Source organism: Mesorhizobium sp. BHbdii, assembly GCF_053848045.1.
Map to the genome: position 1 here is coordinate 2,448,839 of NZ_JBSPKX010000001.1, position 15,099 is coordinate 2,463,937.

At 62.5% G+C, this 15,099-nt stretch carries 16 protein-coding genes and 1 pseudogene; 9 read left to right on the forward strand and 8 right to left on the reverse strand.

Annotation, left to right across the window (positions count from 1 at the left end; all coding sequences use genetic code 11):
• Nucleotides 1–162: 162 nt before the first annotated feature.
• Entirely contained in the window at nt 163–321 is a 159-nt protein-coding gene (locus ACWTU8_RS11950) for a hypothetical protein (RefSeq protein WP_455848226.1), read from the forward strand.
• A gap of 55 nt (nt 322–376) precedes the next feature.
• Here ACWTU8_RS11950 and ACWTU8_RS11955 read toward each other — a convergent pair whose 3' ends face one another.
• Both ACWTU8_RS11955 and ACWTU8_RS11960 read right to left on the reverse strand, forming a co-directional pair.
• Nucleotides 377–610: a DUF982 domain-containing protein gene (locus tag ACWTU8_RS11955; protein ID WP_245316534.1), complete on the reverse strand. Its 234-nt coding sequence runs from the start codon at nt 608–610 to the stop codon at nt 377–379.
• An 85-nt stretch (nt 611–695) separates the two neighbouring features.
• Complete coding sequence (locus ACWTU8_RS11960) at nt 696–1,361, reverse strand: GntR family transcriptional regulator (protein WP_455848227.1); 666 nt, start codon at nt 1,359–1,361, stop codon at nt 696–698.
• Nucleotides 1,362–1,524: 163 nt separating this feature from the next.
• Here ACWTU8_RS11960 and ACWTU8_RS11965 point away from each other — a divergent pair, with 163 nt between their 5' ends.
• Complete coding sequence (locus ACWTU8_RS11965; RefSeq protein WP_455848228.1) at nt 1,525–2,784, forward strand: multidrug efflux MFS transporter; 1,260 nt, start codon at nt 1,525–1,527, stop codon at nt 2,782–2,784.
• Between the two features lie 41 nt (nt 2,785–2,825).
• Nucleotides 2,826–3,200: a DUF423 domain-containing protein gene (locus ACWTU8_RS11970; protein ID WP_455848229.1), complete on the forward strand. Its 375-nt coding sequence runs from the start codon at nt 2,826–2,828 to the stop codon at nt 3,198–3,200.
• Between the two features lie 48 nt (nt 3,201–3,248).
• Here the strand turns inward: ACWTU8_RS11970 and ACWTU8_RS11975 are convergent, their stop codons facing one another.
• Both ACWTU8_RS11975 and ACWTU8_RS11980 read right to left on the reverse strand, forming a co-directional pair.
• Nucleotides 3,249–3,413 carry a hypothetical protein gene (locus ACWTU8_RS11975; protein ID WP_455848230.1) on the reverse strand — a complete coding sequence of 55 codons (165 nt, stop codon included), beginning with the start codon at nt 3,411–3,413 and terminating at the stop codon, nt 3,249–3,251.
• A gap of 61 nt (nt 3,414–3,474) precedes the next feature.
• On the reverse strand, nt 3,475–3,618 hold the full coding sequence (locus ACWTU8_RS11980; RefSeq protein WP_455848231.1) for a hypothetical protein: 144 nt from the start codon (nt 3,616–3,618) through the stop codon (nt 3,475–3,477).
• Between the two features lie 142 nt (nt 3,619–3,760).
• Between ACWTU8_RS11980 and ACWTU8_RS11985 the strand changes: the two genes are divergently transcribed.
• Nucleotides 3,761–4,843 carry a LacI family DNA-binding transcriptional regulator gene (locus ACWTU8_RS11985; protein WP_287149634.1) on the forward strand — a complete coding sequence of 361 codons (1,083 nt, stop codon included), beginning with the start codon at nt 3,761–3,763 and terminating at the stop codon, nt 4,841–4,843.
• Between the two features lie 10 nt (nt 4,844–4,853).
• Here ACWTU8_RS11985 and ACWTU8_RS11990 read toward each other — a convergent pair whose 3' ends face one another.
• On the reverse strand, nt 4,854–6,029 hold the full coding sequence (locus ACWTU8_RS11990; protein WP_455848232.1) for an OpgC family protein: 1,176 nt from the start codon (nt 6,027–6,029) through the stop codon (nt 4,854–4,856).
• Between the two features lie 205 nt (nt 6,030–6,234).
• On the opposite strand from ACWTU8_RS11990, the gene ACWTU8_RS11995 reads away from it, so the two are divergent.
• Nucleotides 6,235–6,906, forward strand: coding sequence for an alpha/beta hydrolase (locus tag ACWTU8_RS11995; RefSeq protein WP_455848233.1), 672 nt, complete (start codon nt 6,235–6,237; stop codon nt 6,904–6,906).
• A gap of 11 nt (nt 6,907–6,917) precedes the next feature.
• On the opposite strand, the pseudogene ACWTU8_RS12000 reads toward ACWTU8_RS11995, so the two are convergent.
• Nucleotides 6,918–7,082, reverse strand: a pseudogene (locus ACWTU8_RS12000) (Si-specific NAD(P)(+) transhydrogenase); the annotation flags it as partial.
• 232 nt (nt 7,083–7,314) lie between these two features.
• Here ACWTU8_RS12000 and ACWTU8_RS12005 point away from each other — a divergent pair.
• The 3 genes from ACWTU8_RS12005 to ACWTU8_RS12015 all read left to right on the forward strand — a co-directional run bounded on the left by ACWTU8_RS12005 (nt 7,315) and on the right by ACWTU8_RS12015 (nt 9,712).
• Nucleotides 7,315–7,785 (forward strand): RDD family protein, encoded by a 471-nt coding sequence (locus ACWTU8_RS12005; RefSeq protein ID WP_029353972.1) that lies wholly within the window; start codon nt 7,315–7,317, stop codon nt 7,783–7,785.
• Between the two features lie 138 nt (nt 7,786–7,923).
• Entirely contained in the window at nt 7,924–8,688 is a 765-nt protein-coding gene (locus ACWTU8_RS12010) for an arginyltransferase (protein WP_029353973.1), read from the forward strand.
• 127 nt (nt 8,689–8,815) lie between these two features.
• Entirely contained in the window at nt 8,816–9,712 is an 897-nt protein-coding gene (locus tag ACWTU8_RS12015) for a DMT family transporter (RefSeq protein WP_455848234.1), read from the forward strand.
• Here ACWTU8_RS12015 and ACWTU8_RS12020 read toward each other — a convergent pair.
• A complete protein-coding gene (locus ACWTU8_RS12020) occupies nt 9,700–10,908 on the reverse strand; it encodes an AI-2E family transporter (RefSeq protein WP_029353978.1) in 1,209 nt (402 codons plus the stop codon). The genes ACWTU8_RS12015 and ACWTU8_RS12020 overlap by 13 nt on opposite strands.
• Before the next feature lie 263 nt (nt 10,909–11,171).
• A complete protein-coding gene (gene parC / locus ACWTU8_RS12025; RefSeq protein WP_455848235.1) occupies nt 11,172–13,424 on the reverse strand; it encodes a DNA topoisomerase IV subunit A in 2,253 nt (750 codons plus the stop codon).
• 264 nt (nt 13,425–13,688) lie between these two features.
• Between parC and ACWTU8_RS12030 the strand changes: the two genes are divergently transcribed.
• Complete coding sequence (locus ACWTU8_RS12030; protein WP_455848236.1) at nt 13,689–14,879, forward strand: hypothetical protein; 1,191 nt, start codon at nt 13,689–13,691, stop codon at nt 14,877–14,879.
• The last annotated feature ends 220 nt before the right edge of the window (nt 14,880–15,099 follow it).

The window sequence follows — 15,099 nt, forward strand, 5'->3', positions numbered from 1 at the left end:
GGCCCCTCCTACACCATTGTGCCAGCTATCTTGCAAGCCACAGAACCGTGTTCAGCTAGCCTGCCGGCTGTGTATGGAGCCGATCGCTCTTTGCGGTGTTGTGTTTGGAGCCCAATGCTCCTAGGCAGGGCTAAGAACCTTGGGATTGTGAAAGGAAGAGATATGGCGCGAGCACCGAATTACGGCCAGGAACGCAAGGAACGCGACCGGCAGAAGGCCGCCAAGAAGGCGGAAAAGCAGGTGGCCAAAGTGGCAGCCAAGGAACGTTCGAAACCCGAAGACGAGACCACGTCCGAGACCGAAACGGAAACGGCAGAGTAAAACGCATCCGGCCCGCGAGGCGGATCGGATTTGGCCTAGGAATCCCGCTGCGTCTTCAGGCCGGCGCCTTGTCGCTGACGAACACGTTCACCTCGCGCGCGGCGGCGATGAAGGCGCGCCTTGCGGTCATCGCCGGTTTGTCCCCGGCCAGCGCATCATGGCAGGCCTGCAGCGCTTCGCGATGCTTTGGACTGCGCTTGCCGGGCCAGCTGTTGAGGAGGTAGTCGGAAGCCTCGCGGACGGTACGCAAGAGCTGAGTGGTTCCTTCCGCGCCCGACTTGACGGTCACGGGTATTTCAAATCGGTTGTTTTCCATCGCCGCTCTTACGCCATCGGCGCTCGCGAAGCGAGGGCGAAAGTGGTTGCCTCCGCAATCACGCCGCGACGACGGCAAATCCCCTGGCGCGCAGGCCGCGCCGGTCATTGTGCAATGACATCACCAGCCGGTCGCGGCTGCCGACGATATGGGCCGAAAGCCGCCGTGCCGCCTCATCGGCATCGCCGGTCCGCACCGCTGCCAGAATGGTATGGTGCTCGGCCCAGGCACGGCCGAGTGCCGCCTCGTCGCGCACCTCCAGCCAACGGGCGCGTGACAGGCGCGTCATGGCATCGCGAACCGCCTTGAACAGGAACTCATTGCCGGACAGGCCTGCCAGCTCGATGTGAAAATCCATGCCGACGCGGTGCCATTCCTCGCGCGGGGTATTTTGGTCGCAGGAATCGAGCATCGCTTCGATAACATCAACGCCGCCTCTGTCACTCTGCGCACAAGTCAGCCTGAGTGCCGCGACCTCGACCGCCTCGCGGTAGACGGCGATCTGCTCGAGCTCGGCGAGATTGATCGGCGATACCGTCCAGCCGCGCCCGTCGCGGCAGACCAGACCTTCTGTTTCGAGCCGCAGCAATGCTGCCCTGACCGGCGTGCGCGAGGCGCCGAAGCGGCTTTCGATCCAGCGTTCTGTCAGCCGCTCGCCCGGACCGACCTCAAGGCCGAGGATCATCTCCCGAAGCTGTTTTTCGACATGCTGCATCTGCGACATGGTGTTCCGTTCTGGCTATTTGTTCTGGCTATCTGGTCGCTGCTCAGCGTTGAGAGCGCCGCATTGACAGCCGTCGAGCTTGCGTCCATGACGGGTACCAACTTGGTATCCCAAAACGGTATCTGCAGCAAGCCGCCGACAGACTTGCCGGACAGGACAGGACATGCCGCAAGACGCGACCCCTGCCACGCAAGGCGCCCACAACATCCACTGGCGCCGCAATCTCGCCGTGTGCTTTGCCGGCTCGTTCAGCACGCTTGTCGCGATGACGCTGCTGTTGCCCTTCCTGCCGCTTTACGTCGAGCAGTTGGGTGCCGAGGGGCACGCGGCGATCGTGCAGTGGTCCGGCATCGCCTATGGCGCGACGTTCTTCGCCGCCGCGCTGGTGGCGCCGCTGTGGGGACGGCTGGGCGACCGCCACGGCCGCAAGCTGATGCTGGTGCGTGCCAGTTTCGGCATGGCCGTCTGCATGTCGCTGACCGGCATGGTGGAGACTGTCTGGCAATTGGTGCTGCTGCGCCTGCTGATCGGTTTCGCCGGCGGCTATTCCTCGGGCTCGACCATTCTCGTCGCCATGCAGACGCCGAAGGACCGGTCAGGCTGGGCGCTTGGCGTGCTGTCGGCCGGCATCACCGCAGGCGCCCTCGTCGGCCCCCTGCTCGGCGGCGCGCTGCCGCCTTTGATCGGCATCCGCGCAACCTTCCTGCTCGCCGGCGGCGTCATTTTCCTGGCGTTCCTGGCAACGACTTTTCTCATCGAGGAGAACCCTCGCCCAGTAGCCGACAAATCAGCATCGACTGAGAAGCCGAAACGCGGCTGGTCGCAAATCTCGGACAAGCGCCCGGTCGTCGCCATGCTGGCGACCGGCACGCTGTTGAGCTTCGCCACAATGTCGATCGAGCCGATCATCACGGTCTACGTCCAACAGCTCATAGCGGATCAAAGCCGCGTCACGCTGATCTCGGGCGTCGTCATGTCGGCGGCAGCACTTGGCGCCATTCTGTCGGCCTCGCGTCTCGGAAAACTCGCCGACCGCGTCGGCCATTGGAACGTCATCATTGGGGCGCTTGCCGTCTCGGCGCTGCTGCTCATCCCGCAAGCCTTCGTCACGCAGGGCTGGCAGCTCGTCGGCCTGCGTTTCCTGATGGGGCTGGCGCTTGGCGGTCTTTTGCCCTGCATCACCAGCGTCATCCGCCACAATGTTCCGGACGGCGTCGGCGGCAATGTGCTCGGCCTATCGATCTCGGCGCAATATGTCGGACAGGTCGCCGGACCACTGCTCGGCGGCTTCGTCGGCGGTCATTTCGGCATGCGCGCGGTGTTTCTCGGCACATCCGTGCTGATGGCGGGCGGAGCTGCGTATAACTGGCTGGTCCAGTCGCGACGCGCGCGCGACATGCTGGTGCAGGCGGGCAAGTCGTGACACCGTTCGCGAGCTATCATTATTTGACGGAGACCACAGACATGAGCACGGCCGAGCAGCCAGCAAGCGGCAGTGGCCGCATTCTCATTTTCACCGGCGGCCTGTGCGGCGCGGCCGGCGTGGCACTCTCCGCCGCGGCCGCGCACCTGGGCGGCGCTTTCGTCGGCACGGCCGCGTCCTTCCTGCTCATGCATGCGCCGGTCTTTCTTGCCGTCGGCCACGTCGGCGCAAACCGGATCCTGCGAAGCGCAAGCCTTGTCCTTCTTGTCGGGCTTGTATTGTTCTGCAGTGATCTCCTCGCCCGTGACTTTCTCGGCTCGCGGCTTTTCCCGATGTCGGCGCCGATCGGCGGCACCCTGCTCATCGCCGGCTGGCTGGCGGTTGCAGCCTCGGCGCTCATGCGGCCGCGCTCCTGAGATGCGCTTGCGGGCAAACGGCCGGGGCCCGTTTCCGCCAAACGACGATCAGTCAGACGATGACCAATCCTGCCGGCGTTCGGGCCGGACCGGCAGGTCGCGATTGCGTGCAGCCGGCTTGGTCAGGCGGCGCCGCTCCGGCCTATCGATGGCCGGCGAGATGCCCCAATAGTTGTGATAGATGTCTTCGAACAGATGATTGATCGGATGCATGGCTGGGCTCCTTTTTCAACTTGAATCGATCCAATCGACACGCCCGAAAATGCCGTGCCGATCAGCTCCGCCTGCGCTCCACCAGAAAACGCAGATCGCGGATCCACGGGCCCGCCCTGCCGCGACGTGTCCGGGTCACCGCGTTCGAGGTTATGCTCCAGTCGTTGCGATAGATGTCTTCGAAAAGATAATTGACGGGATGCATGGCTGTCTCCTTCCTGAATCGAGCTAATTGACAGACGGCACTGGACTTGGATCGATTCAAAAATACACCCAACCGCACCGATGTCAAGCAAAAATTTGAATCGATCCAACGAAAGTGATAGACAGGAGTCTGGAGGCAAACAATGGCGTCATCCACCGAAAGCAATACAAGACCCATCCGGCTGGCCGACATCGCCAAGGCCGCCGGGGTTTCGCACGGCACCGCCTCCAACGTGTTCAGCCGCCCTGAGATCGTGCGCGAGGAGGTCCGCGAACGGGTCAAGGCGGCCGCCGAGGCGCTGGGTTATGCCGGGCCCGACCCCAAGGGCCGGCTGCTGCGCGCCGGCAAGGTCAACGCGATCGGCGTCGCCACGACCGAGCCCCTCGCCTATTTCTTCGACGACCCCTTTGCCCGCGCGATGATGGCCGGGATTTCCGAGGCATGTGACGCCACCGGCGCCGGCATCGCGCTGGTATCGGCCGGCAACCAGGAGAAGCTTGCCTGGAACATCCAGAGCGCCCTGGTCGACGGCTTCATTCTTTTCTGCATCGAGGGAGGTCCGCGCCTCGTCGAGCTAACACGCGAACGCAAGCTCCCCTTCGTTGCGCTCGAGCTCGGTTCCGAGGACGACACCGTCTCGGCGATCGGCGTCGACAATGTCGTCGGCGCCCGCATGGCGGCACGCCATCTGGCGGAGCTTGGTCATCGCCGCTTCGCCGTGCTGTCGCTTGCCCTCGCCGACGGTCGCACCGGTCTGGTCACACCAGAGCAGGTCCGCTCGGCGGTCTACACGGGAACACGCGACCGCTATGCAGGCTATTTCGAGGAGCTCTCCCGCTTCGGCGTGGATACAGCCAGCGTACCGGTCTTCGAGACCGAGAACGACGAGGCCAGCACCAGAGCGGGCCTCGAAACGGTATTCGCCTCGGCCGAGCCGCCCACCGCCATCCTGGCGATGTCGGACAGGATCGCCATGATCGCCATCGAGTGGCTGAAGGCACGTGGCCTCTCGGTTCCCGGTGACGTTTCCATCGTCGGCTTCGATGGCGTGCCGGACGCGGCGCTTTGCGATCCTGCGCTCACCACGATCGCCCAGCCGATCGCCGAGATCGGCCGCCGGGCGGCACGAACGATCCTTGATTTCGACGGCACGGTGCGGCGTGAGACGCTCGGCGTCGAGCTTGTCGTCAGGGCATCTTCCGGACCGCCGCCCAAAACAGCTTGAATCCGGACGCTTACGGATTGCTAGTCGCCATGGCCCCCACACCGAAGGGCGTATGGACAGGCGGCGCCTCGCTACGGACCGGCTTGCTCTTACCGGACTGTCCAATACCCGACAGCCATTCAAGATAATAAGCGAGCGCGAACTGCATGGCGATGCCGGCGGCGATAAGCAAACTGTCATAGGCAAACCCGCCCGGGTTGATCAGCTTCATCACCTGCGCCACCATAGCGATCACCGTGCCGGCGATGAAAACCGGCAGCGAACGTTTGCCCAATATGGCGAGCGGATGGTCGCGACTGGTCCGGAACAGGTTCGAGACAGAAGGAAAGGCCACAATCAGGTAGCTCACCGCCAGGATGTGGACCAGCCTCGGCAGCGACAGGAATGTCTTGTCGAAGCCGGTCAGCACCACGGGCAGGTTCAGCCACGATACGTGCCCCCATAGCGGGCTGTGCACCCAAATCAATGCCGCCGCGACATAGACCGCCGCCGTGCCGACCAGCCAACGGTTGACCGGAATGGTGCCGCCGCGCTTGATATGCAGCATACTCGCCAGGCCGATGTTGAAAAGGAACTGCCACGACAGCGGATTGAGGAACCAGAAGCCGGGCTCAGGATAATTCGGCGGCGCGATCTGATAGATCCCGGCAACCAGCCACAGAGCTCCCGATATCGCGAGCGCCGCCACGGGCCTGTAGCTGATGAACAGCAGGAAGGTTGGCGCCATCAGCAGCAGCACCGCATAGACCGGCAGGATGTTGTTGTAACCGAGCTGATGGCCAAGCGTGACGATGCCGATCAGCACTTGCTGCGGGTTCCTGATCAATGGTTCGATGTTGATCAGCGTCAGCATGTCCGGCCGCTTCTCGAACACCGCCGCCGCGCAGAAAATGGCCACCACCACCATCGTCGTGACGATGTGGGCGACATAGAGCACACCGGCGCGGCGCCACAATTTCAGTATCGCCATGAGCCGGTTTCCGGGCTGGAATTTTGAACCATAGGCGAGCGCAACGGACATGCCGGAGATCAGCACGAAGGCTTCCGCGGCATCCGAAAAGCCGAAATTCTTGTAGGTCAGGGTTTCGAAAACCGTGCCCGGGACATGGTCGACAAATATGATCAGCAGAGCGAGAGCGCGGAACACATCGATACGCGTATCGCGTTCCGAATTTGGCATGGTCATCGATAAAAGGCCTCAAAGCTGGTTGTTCATGCCGGCGATCGATGCGACCGCCCGACGCACCGTTTCGATTCCTCCCCGCAGGAGCATATCGCGAACAAACGGACGGAAATGCGCCCGGTCCAATCAACTTTGAAGGAGCCCGAAAATATTCCGTTTTGAAGCCGGCAAATGAACAAAAACGACGCGAAATCAAAAGGATGCAACTATGGCCGAAAAACCTCCGGAAGACGGCTTTTTGCGGCGCGACCTGCCGTTTTTCTATCGCCTCTACAGACCAGCAGAATCAACCGGCGAATGCCTTTTTCTTCTGCATGGATCCGGTGTCGACGAGACGACGCTGGTGGCGCTGGGGCAGAAAATCGCGCCGCACGCGTTGTTGGTGGCGGTGCGTGGCCGTATCGCTCAGGAGGACGGTTTCCGCTGGTTCAGACGGATCTCGCCCATACGCTTCGAACAGGGTAGCATCCGCAAAGAGGCGGACGCTTTCGCGGCCTTCATCACCGAGGTGGCGAAACGCCACGACCTCGTCCTTTCCCGGGCAATTTTTCTTGGCTATTCGAACGGCGCCAACCTGGTTTCAAGCGTGATGCTGCTGCATCCGCAGCTCATCGCCCGAGCAGCATTGCTGCGGCCCATGCCCGTGCTGGACGAGGTGCCGCCGGCGGATCTCCGCAAGGCACGGGTGGCAATCATATCCGGCGCCGCCGACCTGACCTATGGGCCCTTCGCACTCGCGCTGGTCGGACTGCTCGGCCGGCATGGTGCCGAGGTCGAGGCCCACACGATCGCCTCCGGCCATGAAATCGGCGATCGCGATGCTGAAATCGTCAGGCAATGGCTGGCCGGCCCCGCAACCACTATTGCGCAGGCAAATTGATGAGCCGAGATCTTACCCTCGCCCATCCGGTTCCAGGCATCCAGCCCGGCGATCTTGTAGGCTTCGGCCAGCGTCGGATAGTTGAAGGTGTTGTTGACGAAGAAATCGACGGTGCCATCGAGATTGATCACCGCCTGGACGATATGGATCAGTTCGGTCGCGCCCTCGCCGACGATAGCCGATGACCAGCATGTCGTAATCCATGTCGCCCCGTCCCTCGCCTGCACTTTGTTGCGCTGCAGCAAGCTAGCGCTATCGGCGCTGCAAATTCAACCGATTCCGGCTGTACCCGGTGCTGGTTCCCACCGCCTGCCGCGGAAACGCCGATCTTGATTCCGTCGCAAGACTTCACCATTTCAAAACCAGGCGGCCCGCACCCTATCCCGGGCCTGATTGCGAGGAAATCACATGAACGCGCGCGTTCTCGACGGCGAAATCATCACCTCCCGGCTCGATGATATCAGGGCCTATGACGGCGTGCGCACGCGGCGTGTCCTCGCCTTCGTCATCGACTATTGCATCGTCGCGCTGCTCACCATTCCGTTCGCGATCCTGGTATTCTTCCTTGGGATTCTGACACTCGGCCTCGGCTGGATGCTGTTTTCCGTCCTCGTGCCGGCCGTAGCCATCCTCTACATCTGGAATACGCTCGGCAGCGCCGACCAGGCCACGACAGGCATGAAGATGATGGGGATCCGGCTCGACCGTCTGGACGGCACCCGCATCGACGGGCTGACGGCGGTGGTGCATTCGGTGCTGTTCTGGGCCGGCAACGTCATCCTGACGCCGCTGGTCCTTCTGGTGTCGCTGTTTGCCGACCGCAAACGCACGTTGCACGACCTGCTGCTGGGCACAGTGGTCAGCCGCAGTGACCGCTAAGATCAGCTTTTCATCAGTCCCGCGAGCTTTTATGTGCAAAGTGACGGCTTCCGCTCCCCCACGCCTTCACAATCCTGTTGAATTTTTTGCCGTCCGCGCCAAAGGTATGATGATTCGCAGGAGTGTTTCCAAGGTTCGATGACGCACCATCCTACCCAGTCGCCGCAGTTCTTCCTGACCGCGCCGTCGCCGTGCCCATATCTTGAGGGCCAGTTCGAGCGCAAGGTGTTCACGCATCTGGTCGGCGACAAGGCACCGGAGATGAACGACCTATTGACGCAAGGCGGCTTCCGGCGATCGCAGAACATCGCCTACCGGCCGGCCTGCGAGACCTGCCGCGCCTGCGTTTCGGTACGCATCCTGGCCCAGGAATTCACTGCCAGCCGCAACATGAAGCGAGTGATACAGCACAATTCAGACCTCATCGGCGCCATGCACGATGCGCAACCATCCACCGAGCAGTATTCGCTGTTCCGCAGCTATCTCGATGCCCGCCATCGCCGCGGCGGCATGTCCGACATGACGGTGCTCGACTACGCCATGATGGTCGAGGACACCCATGTTGATACCAAGGTCATCGAATACCGGCGCCGCGGCCCCGACAGCTTCATCACCGGCAAGGGCCAGGGCGAGCTGATCGCGGTGGCGCTCACCGACAAGATGGCCGACGGCCTGTCGATGGTCTATTCCTATTTCAATCCGGACTTCGAGGACCGCTCGCTCGGCACCTTCATGATCCTCGACCACATCGCCCGCGCCAGGGCGATGGGCTTGCCCCATGTCTATCTCGGCTACTGGGTCAACGGCTCGCGCAAGATGAACTATAAGATGCGCTTCATGCCGCAGGAGCATCTCGGCCCGAAAGGCTGGGAACGCTACGACCACGAAGCGGTTTCGCGCTGATCCGCCCTTTCGCCAACCATCCTTAAAACTGTTTCAAGGAGGATGCCGCTGGTTTTCGGCCGCTTGGCTGGAACGACAGACGCTGGGCCAATTTTGCGCCTGCCTCCACATCATTGCGAGAATTGCCATGTCGTCCCACAACGATCACCAGAAGGGCCTTCTCATCACCGCCATCGGCGGGCTGACGCTGACCATCGACATTCCACTGATCCGGCTCGCCGACGGCGGCGCGTGGACGATCCTCCTGCTGCGCACCGGCACCACCTTGGTCGCGGCGCTGATCATTTGGGCCGTCTGGCGCTCGCTGAGCAGGAACGCGCCGCAGCTCATCCCCGGCTGGTCGGGGCTCGTTGTCGCGATATGCTATGGGCTGACCTCGGTCACCTTCGTCACCAGCATCTATTATACCACGACCGCCAATCTGGTCTTCATCCTGGCTTTCAACACCGTGTTCGCGGCACTGCTGTCCTGGCTGTTCCTGAAGGAGCGGCCACGACTGGTCACGGTGGCCGCGATGCTGGTCATGATTGTCGGCGTCGCGATCATCGTCGGCGATTCGATCGGCACCGGGCACCTGTTCGGCGATCTCATGGCGCTGTGCTCGGCTTTCTTCATCGCGCTGGCCATCACCATCTCGCGCGCCAGCGGCAAGGACATGGGGTTCACATCGCTGGTCGGCGTGATCCTGCCCCTGGCCGTCGCAGTGTTCATGGTCTCAGGCGAAGGCCTTCAGGTGAACGCGCCGTGGTGGATCATCTTCAATGGCGCCGTCATCATGCCGATCTCGTTCTTCTGCCTCGCCAACGGGCCGAAATATATTTCCGGACCGGAAGTGGCGATGTTCTATCTACTCGAAACCGTGCTGGCGCCGGTCTGGATGTGGATGATCTTTGCCGAGACGCCGTCGCGCAACAGCCTGATCGGCGGCGCGATCCTGATCGTCACGCTGGTCGCCCATTCGCTGTGGCAGCTGCATGAGGGGCGCAAGCGCCGCGCAAGCCTTGCGGTCAGTCACCCGGCCTGAGACTTCTTCTCGGCAACGATTTCGATTTGCGGCGGCGACCCTTCCAGCTCCGCCGGTGCTGCGGGGGCGAGTTCGTCGGCCAATTCAACCTCGCGCAGCCATTCGCGCCAGATCGCGACCAGCAACGCCATCAGCACCGGGCCGATGAACAGGCCGAGAAAGCCCATCGTCTTGACGCCGCCGATCAGGCCGAAAAAGGTCGGCAGGAACGGCAGCTTTATCGGGCCGCCGACCAGTTTCGGGCGCAATGTCTTGTCGACGATGAACAGTTCGACGCTCCCCCAGATGAACAGCGCCAACCCGGCCATCGGCGAGCCGCTGGCGGCGAGATAGATCGAAACAAGCGTGAAGGACAGCGGTGCGCCGCCGGGGATCAGCGCCATGATGCCGGTCAGGGCGCCGAGCGTCACCGGCGACGGCACGCCGGCCAGCCAGTAGGCCACGCCCAGCACCACTCCCTCGCCGATGGCGATAATGGTCATGCCGGTTACCGTCGAGGAAATCGTCGCCGGCACGACGCGTGAAATCCGCTCCCACCTGGTCGGCAGGATGCGTTCGCCGAGACGGTCGACCTGCCCGGCAAAATGCTCGCCGTCGCGATAGGCAAAGAACAGCGCGATCATCATGAACAGCAGCGCCAGCAGAAGGCCGAAGGCGCTGCCGCCGGCGGCCAGCACGCCGCGGTAGATGCTGCCGATGTTGGCGCCGCTGATCAGCTGGATCAGTTCGCCGATGCCGCCGGGATGGCCGAGATTGCGCGTCCACTGCTCGTTCAGCCAGTCGCCCACCACAGGCAGCGTGGCGATCCAGTGCGGCGTCACCGCGCCTTCGCGGTTGGTCTCGATCGCCCAGCCGACCCATTCGCGGACTTCGTTGCTGGCGTAGGCGCCGGCGAGCGCGATCGGCACCACCAGGAAAGTGAGGATGAACAGGATCGCCAATGTCGCGGCGATCGTGCGGTTGCCGCCGACAGCAGCCAGCAGCCGCCGATAGAGCGGCCAGCTGGCAAAGGCGATGACGAGAGCAGCCAGCACCGGGACCAGGAAACCATGAAAGAAATAGACCCCGGCGGCAACGATCAGCACCAGGAGCCAGCGCGCCGCCGACAGCGGCGGAATGACGGCGGATCTGACCGGCGTCGACAGGCCGAACAAGCGCTGCTGCCCTTCCGGTTTCTTAATCCTGGCTTCTTTCAAATGCCCATTTCTCCCAAAGGCGTGTGTCCCGCCTTATGTAGCGATGCTTATGTACCATCATAGTGCAGCAATCGTGACGACATTCCAAATGTTTGCATGGAGGCGCTAATCTCCCCCCTTGAGGGGGAGACGTCGCCGCAGGGCGACAGAGGGGTCGGGACGTTCAGACGCGACCTCTTATTGCGAACAGGGGAGGCTGGCGCTTCATGCGCGGGGACCCCCTCTGGCCTGCCGGCCATCTCCCCCCTCAAGGGGGAGATTACCTACCCAAACTTCCCCGCCCTCGGGAAGCCCTTCGGCACCATGCGTCCGGCCGAGGCTCGAGCACCGATCCACTCAATCAGCTCTTCGCGTGACTTGACGAAGGTGCGGTCGGCCGAATCCTGCCAGGAGAGACCGCCTGCGAGCGTGAAGGTCTTGAGGTCGAGGACGCCGCCATCCTTGTATTTCTGCAGGCGAACGCCCTTGCCGCGACCCATCTCAGGGATCTCGGCGAGCGGGAAGACCAGCATCTTGCGGTTCTCGCCGACGATGGCGAGATGGTCGCCGGCGACCGGCACACAGCGCTGGGCCTCGTCGGGCGCCTTGACGTTCATCACCTGCTTGCCCTTGCGGGTGTTGGCGACGACTTCCTCTTCCGGCACGATGAAGCCATTGCCGTCGTGAGACACCAGCAGCAGCTTGCGTTTGGGATCATGGACAAAGGCGGTGACGATGTCCTGGTCGTTGTCCATGTCGACAATGATGCGGATCGGTTCGCCATGGCCGCGCCCGCCCGGCAGCCGGTCGGCGCCGATCGTGTAGAACTTGCCGCCGGTGGTGAAGACCAGCACCTTGTCGGTGGTCTGAGCGTGGAAGGCGAGCTTGAGGCTGTCGCCCTCCTTGAAGGTCAGCAACGAATGATCGGTCAGGTGACCTTTCATCGCCCTGAGCCAGCCCTTTTCCGAAACGACCACGGTGACCGGCTCGCGCTCGATCATCGCATGGGCGATATCGGTCAGGTCATGTTCGGGCGCGTCGGCGAACTGGGTCCGGCGCTTACCGAGCTCGGTCTCCGGTCCGAATTTCTCGCGGATGCTGGAGACTTCCCACTTGATCGTCGACCACTGCCTGGCGTCGGACGCAAGCAGCGCCTCGATCTGCTTTTTCTCGATAGTGAGGCCGTCGAATTCCTTGCGGATCTCGAATTCCTCGAGCTTGCGCAGGGCCCTCAGCCGCATGTTGAGGATGGCTTCGGCCTGGTTGTCGGTGAGCGACCAGCGCGCCATCATCACTTGCTTGGGCTCGTCCTCCTCGCGGATGATCCTGATCACCTCGTCGATGTTGAGATAGGCGATCAGATAGCCGGCGAGGATCTCCAGCCGCCTTTCGATCTCGCCCAAGCGATGCCTGGAGCGGCGGATCAGCACCTCGCGGCGGTGCTCCAGCCATTCCTTGAGCACGCCTTTCAGCGACAGCACGTTGGGTATCTTGCCGCGCGACAGGACGTTCATGTTGAGCGGAAAGCGGCTTTCGAGCTCGGTCAGCTTGAACAGCGATTCCATCAGGATGCCGGGATCGACTGAACGGCTCTTCGGCACCAGCACGACGCGGACGTCTTCGGCGCTCTCGTCGCGGATGTCTTCGAGCAGCGGCAATTTGCGCGCCATCAGAAGCTCGGCGATCTTTTCGATTAGCCGCGCCTTCTGGACGCCGTAGGGGATTTCGGTGACGACGATGCTCCAGGTGCCCCTGCCCTGGTCCTCCTGGCCCCATTTCGCCCTGACGCGGAAACCACCGCGACCGGTTTCATAGGCTTCGAGGATCGAGGCGCGGCTATCGACGATGATGCCGCCGGTCGGAAAATCCGGACCTTGGAAGAAGTCCATCAACGCCGTCACCGGCGCATCGGGGTGCTCGATCAGATGCAGCGCGGCGTCGCAGAGCTCGGCGGCATTGTGCGGCGGGATCGAGGTCGCCATGCCCACGGCAATGCCGGACGAGCCGTTGGCGAGCAGGTTCGGGAAGGCGCCGGGCAGCACGACCGGCTCCTCGTCCTCCTCATTGTAGGTCGGCCGGTAGTCGACCGCATCCTCGGTGATGCCGGACAGCAGCTCGGTCGCGACATCGGTCATGCGCGCTTCGGTGTAGCGCATGGCGGCGGCGTTATCGCCGTCGATATTGCCGAAATTGCCCTGCCCGTCGACCAGGGGATAGCGCATCGAAAAATCCTGCGCCAGCCGCACCAGCGCGTCGTAGATCGACTGGTCGCCATGCGGATGAAACTTGCCCATCACCTCGCCGACGATGCGGGCGCATTTGGCGAACCCCTGGTCGGGGTTGAGCCTGAGCAGCCGCATGGCATGCATGATGCGGCGATGGACCGGTTTCAGCCCGTCGCGCACGTCCGGCAGCGCCCGGTGCATGATGGTCGACAGCGCATAGGCGAGATAGCGCTCTTCCAGCGCTTTCTTCAGATCGACCGGCTCGATGTTGTCGCCACCGCCATCGCCAGGCGGCAAAAGCCTTTTTCCCATGGGCTGGGACTAGCCGAGCGGGTGATTCGCGGCAAGAGGCGCTTGACTGCGCCTCCTTCCGCAACACGAACTGGACGCACTGCTGCGCCGACCAACATCAATCGGTTACATCCCGGCTCTATGGCAATGGATCGGATTTGCCTTTCGCCATGGTTTTCGACCATTGTGCGGGAGAACGCCTTTTTCCCGTCCAGTTCATCACGGAAGGGTGACGGCGCAACGAGTTGAAAAAACAATCTTCAGGACACTCTCAGGGGACTCGCGATGACGATCAGACGCTCGACACTCAACAAGCTTGCTTTTTCGACGTTTTTGCTGGCGCTGCCGCTGAACGCGGCCTTGGCGCAGGATGCGGCGGTCGCCGACCGGCTGAAGGCGGCTCTCGCCGCCCAGGGCGTCGACATCTCCTGGACCGGGGTGACGGGCGATGCCTCCAGCATGGTGTTGCAAGGCGTGGCCTTCAAACCGGCGGCCGAAAAGGAAGCGTTCAAGATCGGCGACGTCACACTCGAAGGCGTGACCGAAGCCAATGGCGGCTATGAAATCGAAACCGTCTCTACTACGGCGTTCCGGCACAGCGAGGACGGCGTCACGGTCGACCTCAGCCCATTCATCATCCACGACATCACGGTTCCGGCCGACGGCGCCACAGGCCCGCTGGGCTCAATGATGATGTATAAATCGGCCGAACTCGACAACATGACGGTCAAGGTTGCCGACAAGACCGCATTCTCGATGGACGGACTCGCCATCGAAATCACTCCACCGGCCGACGGCAAGGCGATGGAATTTTCCGGGACCACGGAAAAGTTCAATGCCGACCTGACGCTGGTCGAGGACCCGAAGTCCAAGGACGTGATCAACGCGCTCGGTTACCAGAACATCACCGGGAACCTTGCAATGAAGGGCAGCTGGCAGCCTGCGGACGGCAAGATGGAGCTGTCGAAATACGACATCTCCGTCGACAATGCCGGAACGCTCGGCATGACCTTCGGTCTCGGCGGCTACACGTTGGACGTCATCAAGTCGCTGCAGGAGATGCAGAAGAAGATAGCGGCTCAGCCCGAAGGCGCCGACAACTCGGCGCAAGGCATGGCCATGCTCGGCGTCCTGCAGCAGCTTTCATTCAACAGCGCTTCCATTCGCTTCGACGACGATTCGCTGACCAACAAGGTGCTGGACTACGTCGGCAAGCAGCAAGGCATGTCCGGCAAGGACATCGCCAACCAGGCCAAGGCGATCGTGCCTTTCGGCATGGCGCAGCTCAACAATCCCGAATTGACGGCGCAGGTGTCGGCGGCAGTCGGCAAATTTCTCGACGATCCGCAGAGCCTCGAGATCTTGGCCGAGCCGCCGGCGGCAGTGCCGTTCGCGCTGATCATGGCGGGCGCCATGTCCAACCCGCTCGACCTGCCGAAGACGCTTGGCGTGACGGTCAAGGCGAACGAAGACTGACCGGCACGTCTCTGGCCGGTTCTGCAAAATGCGCTTACATTGGAAGTGTCAGCGCCGCCCCTCATCCGCCCTGCCGGCACCTTCTCCCCGTATAGTGACGGGGAGAAGGGAAATGGCCGCGACCTTGGCGCCCATTTTGCAACGCAGGCAGCTGGCGAAACCATTCGTGACGGCGTCTTTCTCCCCGTCACTATACGGGGAGAAATGCCCGGCAGGGCAA